Source organism: Prevotella amnii CRIS 21A-A, from assembly GCF_000177355.1.
Lineage (GTDB): Bacteria > Bacteroidota > Bacteroidia > Bacteroidales > Bacteroidaceae > Prevotella > Prevotella amnii.
Map to the genome: position 1 here is coordinate 1 of NZ_ADFQ01000105.1, position 16863 is coordinate 16863.

General features: G+C 34.2%; 18 protein-coding genes. 7 read left to right on the forward strand and 11 right to left on the reverse strand.

Features of this window, described 5'->3' with window-relative positions; translation table 11 throughout:
- The coding region (locus HMPREF9018_RS09455; protein WP_008450999.1) for a hypothetical protein at positions 1 to 488 on the forward strand (488 nt) is incomplete at its 5' end.
- Between the two features lie 93 nt (positions 489 to 581).
- Here HMPREF9018_RS09455 and HMPREF9018_RS09460 read toward each other — a convergent pair.
- The 3 genes from HMPREF9018_RS09460 to HMPREF9018_RS09470 form a co-directional block, all read right to left on the reverse strand.
- On the reverse strand, positions 582 to 1145 hold the full coding sequence (locus tag HMPREF9018_RS09460) for a Maf-like protein (protein ID WP_008451035.1): 564 nt from the start codon (positions 1143 to 1145) through the stop codon (positions 582 to 584).
- A gap of 86 nt (positions 1146 to 1231) precedes the next feature.
- Entirely contained in the window at positions 1232 to 1750 is a 519-nt protein-coding gene (locus HMPREF9018_RS09465) for a KdsC family phosphatase (RefSeq protein WP_008451062.1), read from the reverse strand.
- Positions 1737 to 2534, reverse strand: a complete 798-nt coding sequence (locus tag HMPREF9018_RS09470; protein ID WP_008450997.1) for a Rossmann-like and DUF2520 domain-containing protein — start codon at positions 2532 to 2534, stop codon at positions 1737 to 1739. Before HMPREF9018_RS09470 ends, HMPREF9018_RS09465 begins: the two co-directional genes overlap by 14 nt.
- A gap of 82 nt (positions 2535 to 2616) precedes the next feature.
- Here HMPREF9018_RS09470 and kdsB point away from each other — a divergent pair, with 82 nt between their 5' ends.
- Positions 2617 to 3354 carry a 3-deoxy-manno-octulosonate cytidylyltransferase gene (kdsB, locus tag HMPREF9018_RS09475; protein ID WP_008451097.1) on the forward strand — a complete coding sequence of 246 codons (738 nt, stop codon included), beginning with the start codon at positions 2617 to 2619 and terminating at the stop codon, positions 3352 to 3354.
- A gap of 87 nt (positions 3355 to 3441) precedes the next feature.
- On the forward strand, positions 3442 to 5214 hold the full coding sequence (locus tag HMPREF9018_RS09480; RefSeq protein ID WP_008451005.1) for a DNA polymerase III subunit gamma/tau: 1773 nt from the start codon (positions 3442 to 3444) through the stop codon (positions 5212 to 5214).
- Positions 5215 to 5263: 49 nt separating this feature from the next.
- Here the strand turns inward: HMPREF9018_RS09480 and HMPREF9018_RS09485 are convergent, their stop codons facing one another.
- From HMPREF9018_RS09485 to nusB, 8 genes are all read right to left on the reverse strand, one after another.
- Positions 5264 to 6721, reverse strand: coding sequence for a TrkH family potassium uptake protein (locus HMPREF9018_RS09485; protein ID WP_008451053.1), 1458 nt, complete (start codon positions 6719 to 6721; stop codon positions 5264 to 5266).
- A gap of 5 nt (positions 6722 to 6726) precedes the next feature.
- On the reverse strand, positions 6727 to 8067 hold the full coding sequence (trkA, locus tag HMPREF9018_RS09490; RefSeq protein WP_008451150.1) for a Trk system potassium transporter TrkA: 1341 nt from the start codon (positions 8065 to 8067) through the stop codon (positions 6727 to 6729).
- A 12-nt stretch (positions 8068 to 8079) separates the two neighbouring features.
- On the reverse strand, positions 8080 to 10008 hold the full coding sequence (gene dxs, locus HMPREF9018_RS09495; RefSeq protein WP_008451039.1) for a 1-deoxy-D-xylulose-5-phosphate synthase: 1929 nt from the start codon (positions 10006 to 10008) through the stop codon (positions 8080 to 8082).
- Between the two features lie 229 nt (positions 10009 to 10237).
- Positions 10238 to 10684, reverse strand: a complete 447-nt coding sequence (locus HMPREF9018_RS09500) for a DUF5606 family protein (RefSeq protein ID WP_008451138.1) — start codon at positions 10682 to 10684, stop codon at positions 10238 to 10240.
- 21 nt (positions 10685 to 10705) lie between these two features.
- Positions 10706 to 11284 (reverse strand): dephospho-CoA kinase, encoded by a 579-nt coding sequence (coaE, locus tag HMPREF9018_RS09505; protein ID WP_008451021.1) that lies wholly within the window; start codon positions 11282 to 11284, stop codon positions 10706 to 10708.
- Positions 11281 to 12291, reverse strand: a complete 1011-nt coding sequence (locus HMPREF9018_RS09510) for a CdaR family protein (protein WP_008451010.1) — start codon at positions 12289 to 12291, stop codon at positions 11281 to 11283. The genes coaE and HMPREF9018_RS09510 overlap by 4 nt, the downstream gene beginning before the upstream one ends.
- A 48-nt stretch (positions 12292 to 12339) precedes the next feature.
- Complete coding sequence (gene yajC / locus HMPREF9018_RS09515; protein ID WP_008451110.1) at positions 12340 to 12663, reverse strand: preprotein translocase subunit YajC; 324 nt, start codon at positions 12661 to 12663, stop codon at positions 12340 to 12342.
- Positions 12664 to 12720: 57 nt separating this feature from the next.
- Positions 12721 to 13737, reverse strand: a complete 1017-nt coding sequence (gene nusB / locus HMPREF9018_RS09520) for a transcription antitermination factor NusB (protein ID WP_050773476.1) — start codon at positions 13735 to 13737, stop codon at positions 12721 to 12723.
- A 262-nt stretch (positions 13738 to 13999) separates the two neighbouring features.
- On the opposite strand from nusB, the gene HMPREF9018_RS09525 reads away from it, so the two are divergent.
- The 4 genes from HMPREF9018_RS09525 (at position 14000) to aroB (ending at position 16742) form a co-directional block, all read left to right on the forward strand.
- The gene (locus HMPREF9018_RS09525; protein WP_008451095.1) at positions 14000 to 14590 is read left to right on the forward strand and encodes a 50S ribosomal protein L25/general stress protein Ctc; all 591 of its coding nucleotides are present in this window, start codon (positions 14000 to 14002) and stop codon (positions 14588 to 14590) included.
- A gap of 39 nt (positions 14591 to 14629) precedes the next feature.
- Positions 14630 to 15202 (forward strand): aminoacyl-tRNA hydrolase, encoded by a 573-nt coding sequence (pth, locus tag HMPREF9018_RS09530; protein WP_008451072.1) that lies wholly within the window; start codon positions 14630 to 14632, stop codon positions 15200 to 15202.
- Position 15203: 1 nt separating this feature from the next.
- Complete coding sequence (locus HMPREF9018_RS09535; protein WP_008451081.1) at positions 15204 to 15617, forward strand: RNA-binding S4 domain-containing protein; 414 nt, start codon at positions 15204 to 15206, stop codon at positions 15615 to 15617.
- 78 nt (positions 15618 to 15695) lie between these two features.
- The gene (gene aroB / locus HMPREF9018_RS09540) at positions 15696 to 16742 is read left to right on the forward strand and encodes a 3-dehydroquinate synthase (RefSeq protein ID WP_008451076.1); all 1047 of its coding nucleotides are present in this window, start codon (positions 15696 to 15698) and stop codon (positions 16740 to 16742) included.
- Positions 16743 to 16863 lie beyond the last annotated feature (121 nt).

Sequence of the window (16863 nt, forward strand, 5' to 3'; positions counted from 1 at the left end):
TACGCAAAAAGGAGGAAGCAAAGGTTGATACCAATCCTATTGAGAGCAGCGAGAGGACGAAGCCAGAGACCAAGAATAGACTGGTAACGGATGAACGCTATGAGGAGCTGAAAAAGCGCATGAGAGCAAAGCTACGTGGTCAGCTTAATTTAGGTGTAGCCCCTGAGATGTTGGCTATCGGTGCAGAAATGGCAGTGTACCGCATCGAAAAGGGCGCACGTGCCTTTGGAGCCTATGCAAAGGAAATGATTTCTGACCTTGGAGACGCAATTCGTCCATATCTCAAAGCATTATACAACGATGCAAGAGATTTACCAGAGATGGCAGAACTATCTAAGGAAATGACCTTTTATAGTGATGTTAGTGCCTTTGATGTAGATACTATCGGCAATGATGGCGAAGAGGTAGACCGTCTATCTGATTTCTATGCAAACGAGAAAGATGCTAATAGAGCTATAAAGGAACTTTGTCAAGGCTGGAGTTATTAACAATAAACAGTTAGCAGAACTGCGTACAGGTTAAATCTTATTTATCATAATTCTCATTATATTAATCTTATGCTTGTTTCATGAAATTTAATACTAAATTATTTCACATAGTTCTTCCCATAACCTCTGCACGGGAAGCCCCATTACGTTAAAGTAACTACCATTTATAGAAGTTACACCAACATAACCTATCCACTCTTGAATGCCATATGCTCCAGCTTTATCAAATGGCTTATATTTGTGTATATAATAATTTATTTCGCTTTCTTTCAAAACTTTAAAAGTAACGTCTGTAGATACTGAGAAGTGACGCTGTAAAGTATTAGTTGTTATGCATACTCCAGTTACTACCTTATGCTTTTTCCCACTGATTGACTGTAACATATACTTAGCTTGGTTTTCATTCTTAGGTTTTCCTAACACTTGATTACCCAAGACAACTATAGTATCAGCTGTAATAATTAATTCGTTTTCTTCTATACTCTCCTTATATGCTTTGGCTTTAAGACATGCTATATATTCAGCTATATCCATAGTTGGTAGATTTTTAGGATATTCTTCAGATATATTGGGCAATACTTTTACTTCAAATTTAATTCCTAAGCCCATTAATAATTCGCGCCGACGAGGAGAATTACTTGCTAAAATTATTTTCATAATCAAAATAACAAGATAAGTTTAATATGCATATTTAAACTAATAATATATATATATGTTGGATATATATTTTAACTGAAATAGGATTACCAACCAAATGCTTTAGCATTCATCAACCATTTACCTTGAGCCTTTAATACTTGTTCTATAATATCACGTGCAATACCTTTGCCACCGATAAAATCGCTAATATAATTAGATATTTGCTTTATTTCTGTGCAAGCATCTTTAGGACAGCAAGGACAACCACAGTGCTGCATTACTTCATAATCAGGAATATCGTCTCCTACATAAATAACTTCCTCTGCATGCAATTTATGTTTATGAAGAAAATTATTCCAAGATTGTATTTTTACAGAGCAGTTAAGATAAATATCTTCCACTCCAAGATAAGCATAACGCTTTCTAATATATTCATTCCTACCACCTGTTATAATAGCTACTTTAAGCCCCAATCGAATAGCTAATTGTATAGCATATCCGTCTTTTACATTCATTGTGCGTATAGGCTCACCATTATTATCCATAATAACAGTAGAGGCTGACAACACTCCATCAACGTCAAAAACTAAAGCTTTAATTTTTTTTAGATTATAATTTATCATAATGTTTTTTTTTAGAAGAGCTCATATCATAAATATTTTGCGAAAAGTTTTTATAAAGTTCTTGCCATTGAGGATTATCATGCATTAATTTAATATGTTTCTCTATAATATTCTTATCACCTCGAACAGCTGGTCCTGTTTGCGCTTCTTTTGGTTGTAAATAGCTAACCTTCTTTGTAGTTTCATATATTAGAGGTAATAAAACTTTAAAAGGTATTCCATGTTGTGCTAAAATATCTTGTCCTATTGAATAACAATGATTTACAAAGTTACAAACCCATACAGCGGATAGATGTATATATTGTCGCACCTCACTTGTAAGTGTATATACATTTATAGAAATCTTCTTTGCTAGCATTTCTAACTGTTGAGAAACTTCTATACTATTTCCCTCTATAAATATAGGAATATTTTCAAAATCAACGTAACTATTTTTGGAAAAAGTTTGTAATGGATAGAATACACCATATTTATTTACTTTATTCTTAAAAACATCACAACTCATTGAACCTGCTGTATGAAGAAAAATTCCTGTTTTTATATGTGAACAAACATCTATTATCAATTGTTCCAAGACATTGTCTTTTACAGAAAAAATGTAATAATCTGCATCATCTACTATTTCTTGTACATCTATTGTCCAATTACAGACAAGAATATCTGATAAAAGTTTTGCAGATTTCTTAGTCCTACTATATACCTGCACCACTTCTATACCTGCTTTTTTAAAAGCTTTACCCAAATTAGTAGCTAAATTCCCCGCCCCTATTAAAACCACTTTCATACCAAACAAAATTACAATTTATATTGGAATTTCACAAATAAATTTTACCTTTGTTTTCCATAATAATTAAAATAAAGAGAAGATGAAGTTTGTTGGAATTATCCCTGCACGTTATGCTTCTTCACGTTTTCCAGGGAAGCCCTTAGCTATCTTAGGAGGTAAAATGGTGATAGAGCGTGTATACATGCAGGTAAAAGAAGCACTTAAAGATGTTTATGTTGCTACTGATGACGAAAGAATATATAAAGCAGTAAAAAGCTTTCATGGCAATGTTATTATGACAAATAATAAGCATAAAAGTGGTACTGATAGAATCTGTGAAGCTATAGATAAGATAGGAGAAAAATATGATGTTGTTATAAATATACAAGGTGATGAACCTTTTATCCAAGCAAGCCAGATAAAAACAGTAATAGATTGTTTTGATGACTCTCAAACACAAATAGCTACATTAGGTAAACGCTTTGATAAAATAGAAGATGTACAAAATCCTAATTCTCCAAAGATTGTATTAGATAATAATAATTATGCAATGTATTTTTCACGCTCTCCTATTCCGTTCATTCGTGGGAAAGAAACTAAAGAATGGCTTGCTAATTTTCCGTTTTTAAAACATATAGGGCTGTATGCTTATAAAACAGAAGTATTGAAAGAAATAAGTAAGTTACAACAATCCCCTCTTGAGATAGCAGAAAGCCTTGAACAATTGCGTTGGCTTCAGAATGGTTATAAAATAAAAGTAGGTATTACAGATATAGAAACTATTGGTATCGACACGCCTGAAGATCTACAAAAAGCTGAGATTTTTTTAACTCGTTAAGACTTAAAAAAGTATAGTGATTGACTATATAATCAGTCTTTTTATATAAATTTGCAAAAAGAATAAACATATAAGACGAAATAAATTATGAGCGAATACATTGTATCAGCACGTAAATACAGACCTGCTACTTTTAGTTCTGTAGTAGGGCAAAGTTCCTTAACTACAACATTAAAGAATGCTGTCATAAGTGGAAAACTCGCACATGCCTATCTTTTTTGTGGTCCTCGTGGAGTAGGTAAAACTACTACTGCAAGAATATTTGCTAAAGCAATAAACTGTGAACATCCAGTTTCAGACGGTGAAGCATGTAATGAATGTGAAAGCTGTAAAGCTTTTAATGAAGGAAGAAGTTATAATATATTCGAATTAGATGCTGCAAGCAATAACTCTGTAGAAAACATAAAAGAACTAATGGAGCAAACTCGTATACCTCCACAAATAGGCAAATATAAAGTATTTATAATAGATGAGGTGCATATGCTTTCATCACAAGCTTTTAATGCCTTTCTTAAAACTTTAGAAGAGCCACCAGCGCAAATAATATTTATTCTTGCTACAACAGAAAAACATAAAATTCTACCTACTATTTTATCACGATGTCAGATATATGATTTTGAGCGTATGTCAGTAGCCGACATTATAAAACACCTTGAAAAAGTAGCTGAAAAAGAAAATATTACTTATGAAGAGAGTGCGCTCAATGTCATTGCAGAAAAAGCTGATGGGGGTATGCGTGATGCTCTTTCAATATTTGATCAAGTAGCAAGTTTCTCACAAGGTAAAATAACTTATCAAAAAGTTACAGAAGATCTTAATGTGTTAGATATAGATAATTATTTCGACATTATAGACCTATCTTTACAAAATAAGGTCAGTGAAATTATGCTACTTCTTAATAATGCTATTAACAGAGGTTTCGATCCTGGTAGAATAATAAACGGATTAGCTGCCCATGTACGCAATATACTTATGGCAAAAGACATATCAACATTGCCCTTAATAGAGGTTAGCAAGCAACAAATGGAACGTTATAAGAATCAGGCATCAAAATGTCCTGTAAAGTTTCTATACAAAGCATTAGAAAAAATGAATCAATGTGACATTAATTATAGGCAAAGCTCTAATAAACGACTTCTTGCAGAAATAACACTTATTGAAGTAGCACAGATAACGCAAATAGATGATAATGCTGATGACTCCTCATCGGGGCGTAGCCCCAAAAGATTAAAAAGCCTGTTTAAGAAAATAAAGATTAGTACTCAACAGAAAACAGTTTTGCAGGTAGCTGGGAGTACTAAACATACAAGAGAGGTTAAACCTTCCTCTTCTAATAGCAATGACACAGATGTTTCTTCTTCACAACTAACAGCAAAGCAAGTAAAACTCAATTTGCAGCTTAGCAGCATAGGCAATTCTTTTGGTCATCTTCTGAAAAATGATAAAAAAGATAATGTTATAATAGAAGATGCAGAGGTAATTAATAAAAATGATAATGAAACATTTACAGAAGAAGAATTGCTAATACAATGGCGAGCCATGTGTTCTAGAATGCCTAAAAGTATGCAAGCTTTGGCTTCTAGAATGAAGAATATAACACCAACCATTACTACTTTCCCTGAAATTCAAGTTCTTGCAGAAAACAATATCCAGCTTAATGAACTGTTGGCTATAAAGTCAAGGATACGTTCTACTATGGCTAAAGAACTAAGAAATGGTAAAATAAATATACTTATAAGATTAGCAGAAAAGGACGAGATTATACCCGTCCTTTCACCATATGAAACACTCGAAAAACTTAAAAGAGAAAACAAAGCTATTACTCTACTTATAGATACTTTCAATCTCGATTTAGGATAAAATATATCTTATCAACAATACATTTTATAAAATACTATAAAGATATGTTTTAGTTATTCTTCCAATAATCTCGAGAAAACAGTACTAAAACGCCAAAGAACTCTAAACGTCCTAAAAGCATCAAACAAGAACACATCCATTTTATAGTATCAGGAAAGGCTGCCCATGACTGCGTAGGACCTACCTCCTTGCCAAATGCAGGCCCCACATTACTAAGACAACTTATAGTAACAGTAATAGAATCTATATCATTCAAACCAAGCATAATCATTATAAAAGCACTTATAAATACTACACCTATATATAATCCTATAAAAGATACTACGGTTACACGTTGTTTCATTGGAATATTAACGCCATCTATCTTCATAGGCAGCACAGCATTAGGATGTATAATCTGCCTAAACTCATTTCTCAATACTTTAAAAAGCATCACTATTCGTATACTTTTCACACCACCACTTGTAGAACCAGAGCAGCCACCTATCACCATACCTACTGTAAAAATAACCCACGTTATATGAGGCCACAATCCAGCATCATCACTAAAACACCCTGTTGTTGTAATAATAGAACATACCTGACACAAGGCACTACGAATAGCATGTTCTATTTCGTAGTGATTATATCTTACCAATTCAAAAGCTATAAAACCTGAAAAGAATAATACCATAATAGTATAAAACTTTATCTCACTATTCTTTAATAAAGTTTTAATATTTAGTCCTGTAGCTGAAGCATAAAGTACTGTAAAATTGACACCTGAAATAAAACAAAAAAAAGCTACAGCATAGTCGAGCGCAGGTTTGTGAAAACCCATTATAGATGTACTCGATGTACCGAAACCACCTGTTGCTGTAGTAGCCATAGAATAATTACAAGCATCAAACCACCCCATTCCGCATACTTTATATGAAAGTAAACATATAATGGTTAGAACTATATAAACTACCCAAATCCACTTTGAACCTGTAGTCAATCTCGGATGAAGCTTACTCTTTATAGGGCCTGTAGACTCTGCATCAAAAACTTTCACCGATCCGCCTACTAAAGAAGGTAATATAGCAACAGTAAAAAAGACAATCCCCAAACCACCTATCCAATGAGTTAAAGAACGCCAAAATAAAAGACCTTGAGGAAATTTCTCTGGAAAATTAATAATAGATGCTCCTGTCGTAGTAAATCCAGACATCATTTCAAAATAAGCATCAGTGAAACTACTCAAATAACCACTTATAAGAAAAGGCAAAGTAGCAAATGAAGAGAATAATACCCAAATTATAGTAACTACAAAATAGGCATCTTTTCTGCTTAAATTATTATCTGCATTAATACCATATAAACGGAATAGTAACCCTACCAAAGCAGTAATGCCAATACTCCACATAAAAGGATAAACATCATTACCTCTATAAAACAAAGCTACTACAAGGCATACTAACATCAACATAGCTTCTAAGACGAGCAAAGAACCTATGATTTTACTTATCAATTTAATATTTAACATTTCTCTTATAGAAATAAATTTTCTACTTTCTTCAAATCAACATTGTGACAAAACATCACTACAATATCTCCTGCCTGAATATGACTATTACCAGAAACAAGGATTCCTTCATTGCCACGTACAACCCCTCCTATTATTACTCCTTGGGGTAGATGAATATCTTTTACCTCTTTTTGAGTTATTTTAGAACCTTCTACTGGAATAAACTCTGCAACATCTGCATTTACAGACATAAGAAATTTAACGTTTTCTACATTTGCATCGAGCATCATTTGGTATATATGACTTGCTGCTACTGCTTTTTTATTAACAAGAGTACCTATATCTAGACTCTCTGCCATATAATAATAATCTTCATTCTCTACCATTGCTACCGTCTTACGCACTCCTTTTTCTTTAGCTGTAAGACAAGCTAAAATATTTGTTTCTGCATTAGATGCTAACGATACAAAAGCTTGGGTACTAAGAATACCTTCTTCTGTTAACAAACTAAGATCACGACCATCACCATTTATTACCAAAGTATCTTCTTTTAATACCTCATTAAGATACTCACAGCGATCAATGTCTTGTTCTATAACTTTTACATTCATATAATCTGGCAATATCTCTACTGCCCTAACAGCAGTACTTCCACCACCCATAATCATTACGTTTTTAACATCTACATAATGTTCCTTGCCTACTACCTTACGAAGATAAGGGATATAATTCTTTGTTGTCATAAAGTACACTAAATCGTGCTTCTTTAAAACACTATTACCACCTGGTATAATTGTTTCACCATGACGTTTAATAGCAAGCACATGATAAGGCTCCTCTGGTCCTGCTGTTTCCTTTAAAGGTCTATCTAAAATAGTACAAGTACTACGAAGCTTAATACAAAGCATTACCAAAGCACCACCATGAACGTCCCATCTTTGGCGCACCCATGACATCTTCAAACCATTTACAATATCCTTTGCTGCTAATAAGTCTGGAAGCACTATACTATTAATACCCATCGACTTAAACTCTGCCAAGTTATTAGCCTCTACATATTCCGGATTATCTACCTTAGCCACTGTTTTCTTTGCTCCTAAACTATGGGCAATAAGACAAGAAGTGAGATTTACATGCTCGTCAGGTGTTACTGCAACAAATAAATCAGCATCTTGTACCCCTGCTTCTTTCTGTGCCTTAAAGCTAGAAGGAGATGCGTCTATTGTTAACAAATCATATTCACTACTTAAATTATCAAGGTTTTCGGAGTTTCCACTTATAAGTGTTATGTCATGTTTATCACGTGCTAACAGCTTAGACAAATAAGTTCCAATAACATATGCTCCTGCTATAACTATCTTCATTATATTTATTTTTTATTGTAAAACAGTTTCTAAACCGTTTATTATTTCTTTCTTTATTCCACATATATCTATACCACAGATATGTTTTAGCTCTTCCACTGTTCCTTGTTCTACAAAAGTGTCTGGCAAACCTAAACGAACAATATGAGGAGTGAAGCCGTGATCGCCCATCCATTCTGATATAGCTGTTCCTAATCCACCAGCTCTTACGCCGTCCTCTACCGTTATAACATAGCTAAACGTCTGCCCAACATGCTGTAGAATAGCCTCATCTAAAGGTTTCAAAAAACGCATATCATAATGAGCTATCAAAGAAGTGTTATTAAATTTCTTTTCCAATTCAATAGCATCTATAGCACGTTCTACATCATTGCCTATAGTACCAATACTTAATACTGCTAACTTATTACCTTCACGTATCTTACGCCCTTTACCTACAGTTATTTCTTCTAAAGGACATTCCCAATCATTTAACACACCATTGCCACGAGGATAACGAATAACGAAAGTACCTTTATCGGGCAATTGTGCTGTATACATTAACTTACGTAACTCGTGCTCGTTCATAGGAGCAGATATAGTAAGATTAGGGATAGGACGAAGAAAAGCTAAGTCGAAAGCACCATGATGAGTAGCTCCATCTTCACCTACCAAGCCTGCACGGTCTAAACAAAGCACTACGGGTAAATTAAGAATGGCAGCATCATGAATAATATTATCATATGCACGTTGTAAAAACGAACTATAAATATTACAAAAAGGAATAAGACCATCTTTTGCCATACCTGCTGAAAATGTTACAGCATGCCCCTCTGCTATACCAACATCGAAACAGCGTTCAGGTATTTCGTCCATAACAATATTCATAGAGCACCCTGTAGGCATAGCAGGCGTAACACCTACAATAGCATTATTTTGTCGAGCTAATTCGAGCAAAGTCTTACCAAAGACATATTGATATTTAGGGGGATTAACTTTAGATGAAACCTGCTCTACACGCTCGCCTGTAGCTGGATCAAACTTGCCTGGTGCATGCCAAACGGTAGCACTTTTCTCTGCAGGCTCATAACCCTTGCCCTTTACTGTTCGTAAATGAAGTAATTTTGGTCCTTTCATATCCTTCAACTGCCTAAGAATACGTACTAACTCGCTTACATTATTACCATCAAAAGGACCAAAATAACGTATATTCATTCCTTCAAAAATATTCTGCTGACGAGCAAGAACCGATTTCAAAGAATTAGTAAGACGAATAATGCCTTTCTTACGTTCTTCTGTTAACAGTCCCTTCTTTTCAAACCATATAGACGCACGATTGCGAATCTTATTATAAGTTTCATTAGTATTCAAACCTATAAGATATTGCTCCATGCCGCCTACAGCACGATCTATAGACATTTCGTTGTCATTTAATATGATAAGAAGATCGTTAGGCTGACTAGAAACATTGTTCAGCCCCTCATAAGCTAAACCGCCACTCATAGCACCATCACCTATTATTGCCACTACATGACGTTTCTTATTCTGTAATTTAGCTGCAACAGCCATACCTAACGCAGCTGAAATAGAGTTAGAAGCATGACCACAAGTAAAAGTATCATACTCACTTTCCTTTGGAGAAGGAAAAGGCATAAGACCATGCAGCTTCCTATTAGTATAAAAAATATCACCACGACCCGTAATAATCTTATGACCATATGCTTGATGCCCAACATCCCACACTATACGATCATCAGGAGTATTAAAGACATAATGACAAGCTATAGTAATCTCAGTAGCACCCAAACTCGAAGCCAAATGACCCGGATTTACAGCTACCTCTTCTATTATCTTGCTCCGCAACTCCTTACATACTTCTGGAAGTGATTCTATCGGCAAACTTCTCAAATCAGAAGGATATCTTATCTGCCCTAAGTATTTATACTTATTCTCGCTCAACATTATCGTAGATAAAAATGACTATGGCTGCAAAGATACGCTAAATAGCTTAAAAGGCAAAGACTTTTAAAAGTAATTTACTAATGACTACTATTATATAAACTCTAAATAAGCCTATAATAAAGAAAAACCAGCAAGTGTTGTATCTATTTTTTCACACTTGCTGGTTAATAGCATGATACACCATAGCTTATATTATTATTATAAAAAGCTATAAAATGCAGCTAAAACATTATTCTTGCTGCTGACGGTCCTGAATATGATCGCCCTTAGTAGGCTTCATTTCTTTCTCAAAATCGGTAACTCCTGCTTTTATAAGAAGGTCATACCATTGTAATAACTTTTTAATATCACTATTATGCACTCTGTCGCGATCGAAAGAAGGAAGCACTTCTGCAAAATAACATTGAAGTTCTTTTGATGAGGCTTTGCGCCAATTAAGCGAACATTCTTTACCTTCTTCCTTATCACGCACCTTGGCAAGAACCTCACCAAGTGGCATATCTTCACTCTCTGTAAATATAGCTATATCAGCAAGACTGGTAACACGATCTGTGGCAAATATAGGCTGACGTTTTTTTGTTTCATCAAGAACTTCCACTATAAGATTATTATTACCACGGCTTACTAACTTATAAAGACCCGGTTTTCCGGAAATTGAAAGAATTGTCTGTAACATTTTCTCTTAATCTTTTTATTATTATATATTTTTACTATCTTTTTGTAAGGAGGCAAGAATTGCAGTTATCTGCTTATCAAGATCCTTTTTACCATCATTTATAATATTATAATTGCTGCGAGCCAATATTTCACACTCTGGCAACTGACGTTTAATCCATGCACGTGCCTTATCCTCTGTTATGTTATCACGACACATTATACGATATATACGTACTTGCTCAGGAGCTGTTACACACACCACCTTGTCTATTTTTATACGCTTATCGAAACCACTATCAAAAAATATTGCACTCTCTATCCAATCGTAACCAGACGATATAAAATCGGTTGCTACTACAGGGTGAACTATATCGTTAATAGCTTTTACATGCTGAGAATCGGAAAGAAGATAACGTGTCAATACTGCTTTTTGCAATATACCTTTTACAAAGATATTCTTACCTACCAGATTACTTAACTGCTGCTGAATAACAGCAGAAGAAGACATCAATCTTTTAGCCCGTGCATCACTATCGTATACTGCTATTCCGCGCTGTTGAAGAAGCTTGCAGACGTACGATTTACCACTACCTATACCTCCTGTAATTGCTATTTTCATCGTTGTTCTATAACATAATCGACAGATGTTGTTGTAAGCTGAACATTACGAATATCTGTAGGACTCGCTGCAATATAAATACGACATTTATCTGAATGTCCTTCCACCAACTTACTATAATCGGCTACTACTTTAAAACCTGTAGGTAATAGCTCTTTTGTCTCGCTGTTTCTTGGCATAGACTGTAACCTAAAAGCACCTACTATAAACCTTACATTTACCTTACCCGGAAAAGTTCTTAACACCTTATCCTTAGGAATATTAATAGCCTCTATAGGTACTGAAACAGTCTCTTCTGTAAGAACATCAGGCGTTATTCTCATGCGTACCTTATTAGGAATACACTTTGCTCGGGCTATCTTACGAAGATTAACATCTACATCTTTAGTCTCGGTTAGTTTTGTTATATACTGTTTCTCTGTGTATACACTCTTTATACTATCCAAAGTAGCCTTATCAGCATATACTGTTACCAGGTCGGGAGTAAAAAGAGTATGAGATATGTTATAACTGCCATTAGAGGCAACATATCCCAAAAACTTCACAGGAACACGCTTATGTAACCCATAATTATAAGTAAAACTAAGATTGTCTACCTTTAATGAAACTATACGAGTACCTTTATTAAGCTGATTTTGTATCTGACGCTGAATATCAACCAAAGAAACAGTACCATGCCCTCTATCATCGTTATACAAACGAAAACTTACCAAGACTGGTTTTAGCACTTTTGTAAACTCGTATGCAGCTATAACAAAACCTTTATCACGTACAGTAAAACGAACTATAGTGTCAGGATCTTCTGTTATAACAACATTTTTAGGAATGTCTATTAACTTCATATTAACAGTTAGCTCACTTTCATACGTCTCGTTTAAAGTCATCATAAGCCAAAATGCTCCACTTAAAAACAAGAAGAATAAAAAAACGAGGAACTCCTTGCTGAATATCTTCAATAAGAAGTTCCTTGCCGTATCTAATGTAAATATCGAGCGAATAGACATCATTTAAATTCCACCTTTATATAAAATTAGGTGATAGTAATATAACTCTTTTTATTTCTGAGCTTGTGCCTGAGATGCTTTAACATCAGCAAAAACATAGCTCTTATCTACTGTTATAACTACACCTTTAGAAATTTCTATATCTATTTTACCTGTTGTTAGGTCAATACGCTTTACTATGCCGTATATACCACCACCTGTAACTACAGAGTCGCCATCTTTTAAAGCATTCTGAAAAGCACGAATCTGCTTTTGCTTCTTCTGCTGAGGACGAATCATAAAGAAATACATTATTACAAAGATGGCTACCATCATAATAATCATAGAATAACCACCACCTTGTGATTGAGCTACTAATAAAATTTCTGTATTCATTATTTATTTATTTATTATCTTAATATTAATAATTTACACTATTCTCTCGTAAAACAATTAGTTATCATCATGCTTTTCGCTTGCTACACTACGAAAACTACGCTTAGCTTCTATAGTCCTATTATATTTCCTGCGTTGCTGAGATTCAGGCATAGGTTTTAGTAGCTTACCCACTTCTATTAAATGGCGAGCTATACTATCTAACATACCATTAATATAACCACCACTACGCGGAGTACTATATAGCTTAGCAAGATTAACATACTCATTTATAGAAACGTTAATAGGGATATTAGGAAAATTAACCATTTCGGCTATTGCTATTTGCATTATAACAACGTCCATATATGCAAGACGAGAAAAATCCCAGTTACGACTCGCCTGACTCATATAACCCTGATAAACCTCTGCATTTATAATAGTAGCGCGAAAAAGATCAATAGCAAACTTGCGATCTTCGTCGTCCTTAAATTCTGGCAACAACTCCTGGTCTGCCCCTTTTACAGGATCAAAACGCTTAATAGTCTTTACAACAAAGGTATCTACTATCTCTTTATCGTCATTCCAATAAATACTTTTATCTTCTAAATATGCATCTATTAGCTCATTGTTTTCTATAATATGCCGATAAAGCTTACGCCACAACTCACGATCAGCATCATAAGAAGCATCATCACTTAAGATGTAATCTTTAAAAACATCGCTCTCCTCTATATCATTACATATCTTGCGCACAAGCTCTATATCATCGTCCCAACGATAACTCTGATTAGATAAAAAAGCATTCAGCTGATTATTCTCTTCTAACTGTAAAGCAAACTTATTATTAATAAAACGATCTGAAGGCATTTGTAACTCCTCACGCTTTGCTTTTCGCTGTAAAAGATCAAAACGGCGACGCTCCTCTTGAGTTACTGCAACTATCAAGCCTAAAAGAAAATTATACAAATCATAAGCTTTTGAAAGACTTAATAACAACTCTTTCTCTGCTGTATCCATATTACGACTACCATTTTGATAGTATCCATAGGTTAACTGAACAACCTTTATTCGAATTAATTCTCTGTTAATCATCTTGCGAGTTATTGTGCTTCTTCAATAATTTATGATTGCAAATGTAGGAATTTTTCCACGTTTGCACAAGTAAAAGATATTATTTTATGCTTTTTTTAGTTGCCTATTATCTTGTTTGCTAAAAAAAGCGTACCTTTGTAACGCTTTTTGCAAATTGAGAACAAGAGAAGGTTATTAATAATATATCCCTATTCTCGACAAGCATCTCAGTGTGTGATGGCGAATTAACATTCATATTAATTTAGAGTAACACAACACAATTATGAAAGAAATTAAGTTGTCAGGTCAGAAGCGTAACGACCTTGGGAAAAAAGCTTCACGTTTAATGCGTAAGGAAGGCTTAGTGCCATGTAATCTTTATGGTGAAAAGAAAGAAAATGGTCTTCCTGTAGCAGTCTCTTTTTCATCGCCTATGTCTGAGCTTCGTAAGCTTGTTTATACACCAAATATATATGGTGTAGAGCTAACAATAGATGGTGAAAAACACTTGGCTGTAATGAAGGACTTACAATTTCACCCTACGACAGACGCTCTTTTACATGTAGACTTCTATGAGGTAACAGAAGAGAAACCTATCGTAATGGGAGTTCCTGTTAAGCTTTCTGGTCTTGCACAAGGTGTTCGCGATGGTGGTCGATTGAATATGTCTATTCGTAAGATCAATGTTAAAGCTCCTTTCAATAAAATGCCAGAAACTTTAAATATTGATGTAACCAATCTTCAGCTTGGTAAAGCTATAAAGGTAGGCGATTTAAGTTTTGAAGGTTTGGAATTAGTAACTTCTAAAGAAGTAGTAGTTTGTTCTATTAAGGCTACACGTAATTCGCGTACTGCTGCAACTACCGCTGAATAATTTTATCTTTGAACAAACTAAAATATTAGTTTAACAAAATTGGATAAATATTTAATATGTGGTCTTGGTAACCCTGGTAATGAGTATGAGGGTACCAGACATAATACGGGATTTATGGTATTGGACGCTTTAGCTAAAGCGTCCAATGCTGTTTTTGAGGATAAACGTTATGGTTTTATCGCAGAGTTTACCTTAAAAGGTAGAAAGATTATCCTTCTAAAGCCTACTACATTTATGAACTTATCGGGAAATGCTGTGCGCTATTGGCTTAATAAGGAGAATATAGATCAAAGTCGTTTATTAGTAATATCCGATGATATTGCCTTGCCACTTGGTGCTTTTCGTTTAAAAGGAAGTGGATCAAATGGAGGACATAATGGCTTAGGTAATATAGAACAACTTATAGGTAAGGATTATCCTCGGCTGAGAATGGGCATAGGAAACGATTATGCTAAAGGGAAACAAGTGGACTGGGTATTAGGTCATTACTCTGAAGAAGACATGAAAATATTACAGCCCTCTATCAATTTAGCTGAAGACATTATAAAAAGTTTTGTACTTTCAGGGCTTGGATTTACTATGAACGAATATAATAAACTGGGGAAGAAATAATATGAGCGATATAGCACGAATAGATAAATGGCTATGGGCTGCACGAATATTTAAGACGCGCTCTTTAGCTGCTAATGCTTGCAAAAATGGTCGTGTTACAGTAGCAGGAGTAAGCAGGAAGCCTTCCCATAATATAAAAGTAGGCGATGTGGTAAGTGTTAAGAAAGCTCCCATCACTTATTCCTTTAAAGTGCTTAAAACCATTGAGCAACGTGTAGGAGCTAAACTTATACCTGAAGTTTACGAAAATGTTACCGATGCCAAACAATATGAACTTTTAGAGATGAGTCGTATAAGTGGTTTTGTAGACAGAGCAAGGGGCACAGGGCGTCCTACTAAGAAAGAACGACGCGCAATGGAGGCATTTATCTATTTAGACGATTGTGATTTAGATAATGAAGAAGATCTTGATTAAAAAGCTTATAAGCAATAAAACATCTTTAAAAGGTCATATTATTTTTTTATTTCATCATACGTTTTTATAAAATAGTACATGCTTCAAAACATTATCTCCTCACACAACCTATCTTTAGACATTGCTACCTTAATAGCAAAATGTGAACATGACAAGATTTTTATATTAGTGGACGAAAATACCAAAAGGAAATGTTTACCACTAATAAAAGACTATCATTGCTTAAAAAAAGCAGAAACTATAACTATAAAAGCATCGGATATTAATAAAAATATTAATACTGTTATAGATGTTTGGACTTCTTTACAAACTCTTGGAGCTACTCGACACTCAGTATTAATAAATCTTGGGGGAGGAATGGTAACTGATCTTGGAGGATTTGCAGCATCTACATTTAAAAGAGGTATAAAATTTATAAACATTCCAACTACTCTTCTTGCTATGGTAGATGCCAGTGTTGGAGGGAAAACAGGAATTAATTTTAGGGGATTAAAAAACGAAATAGGAGTATTTAATAACCCCATTTCTGTTGTTTTGAACACGCAATGGTTAAAAACCTTAGATCATGAAAATATACTAAGTGGATTTGCAGAAATGTTAAAACATAGCCTTATTAGTAATGAAACTATGTGGGCAGAACATATTAATTTTGATCTTTTTAAGCCTAACCTAAAAAAACTCTCATCTATGCTCACCCAAAATATAAAGGTAAAAGAAGATATTGTCTTACAAGACCCAACAGAGAAAAATATAAGAAAAGCTTTAAACTTTGGGCATACATTTGGTCATGCCTTTGAAAGTTGGGCTATAAAACGCAACCCCATACTTCATGGATACGCTGTAGCTTATGGATTGATACCAGAACTCTTCATATCTATGTATAAAAAAGGATTCCCTACGGACAAACTTAGACAAACAGTTCTTTTCATTCAACAGAACTATGGCACTCTTAACATTACATGCGATGATTATACAGAAATTATAAAGTATATGCATCATGACAAAAAAAACAGTGGAAACGATATAAATATTACTCTATTAAGCAATATTGGTAATATCTGTATTAACCAGACTATAACAGAAAAAGAAATAGAAGAAGCCTTAGATTTCTTTAGAGAAGGATAACCATATATAATAACATTATGAAGACTTAATGCTAACTTTTATTATACAAACAACAACCCTTTAACAAACAAATAATAACTATTTCAGGACGAAAATAAATTATTTTTACACCATTTTTAAT

Excerpts from the sequence above, each read along its gene's own strand:
- HMPREF9018_RS09460 (WP_008451035.1), bottom strand. The coding sequence starts at position 1,145 with ATGAAAATAATTTTAGCAAGTAATTCTCCTCGTCGGCGCGAATTATTA.
- HMPREF9018_RS09465 (WP_008451062.1), bottom strand. The coding sequence starts at position 1,750 with ATGATAAATTATAATCTAAAAAAAATTAAAGCTTTAGTTTTTGACGTT.
- HMPREF9018_RS09470 (WP_008450997.1), bottom strand. The coding sequence starts at position 2,534 with ATGAAAGTGGTTTTAATAGGGGCGGGGAATTTAGCTACTAATTTGGGT.
- kdsB (WP_008451097.1), top strand. The coding sequence starts at position 2,617 with ATGAAGTTTGTTGGAATTATCCCTGCACGTTATGCTTCTTCACGTTTT.
- HMPREF9018_RS09480 (WP_008451005.1), top strand. The coding sequence starts at position 3,442 with ATGAGCGAATACATTGTATCAGCACGTAAATACAGACCTGCTACTTTT.
- HMPREF9018_RS09485 (WP_008451053.1), bottom strand. The coding sequence starts at position 6,721 with ATGTTAAATATTAAATTGATAAGTAAAATCATAGGTTCTTTGCTCGTC.
- trkA (WP_008451150.1), bottom strand. The coding sequence starts at position 8,067 with ATGAAGATAGTTATAGCAGGAGCATATGTTATTGGAACTTATTTGTCT.
- dxs (WP_008451039.1), bottom strand. The coding sequence starts at position 10,008 with ATGTTGAGCGAGAATAAGTATAAATACTTAGGGCAGATAAGATATCCT.
- HMPREF9018_RS09500 (WP_008451138.1), bottom strand. The coding sequence starts at position 10,684 with ATGTTACAGACAATTCTTTCAATTTCCGGAAAACCGGGTCTTTATAAG.
- coaE (WP_008451021.1), bottom strand. The coding sequence starts at position 11,284 with ATGAAAATAGCAATTACAGGAGGTATAGGTAGTGGTAAATCGTACGTC.
- HMPREF9018_RS09510 (WP_008451010.1), bottom strand. The coding sequence starts at position 12,291 with ATGATGTCTATTCGCTCGATATTTACATTAGATACGGCAAGGAACTTC.
- yajC (WP_008451110.1), bottom strand. The coding sequence starts at position 12,663 with ATGAATACAGAAATTTTATTAGTAGCTCAATCACAAGGTGGTGGTTAT.
- nusB (WP_050773476.1), bottom strand. The coding sequence starts at position 13,737 with ATGATTAACAGAGAATTAATTCGAATAAAGGTTGTTCAGTTAACCTAT.
- HMPREF9018_RS09525 (WP_008451095.1), top strand. The coding sequence starts at position 14,000 with ATGAAAGAAATTAAGTTGTCAGGTCAGAAGCGTAACGACCTTGGGAAA.
- HMPREF9018_RS09535 (WP_008451081.1), top strand. The coding sequence starts at position 15,204 with ATGAGCGATATAGCACGAATAGATAAATGGCTATGGGCTGCACGAATA.
- aroB (WP_008451076.1), top strand. The coding sequence starts at position 15,696 with ATGCTTCAAAACATTATCTCCTCACACAACCTATCTTTAGACATTGCT.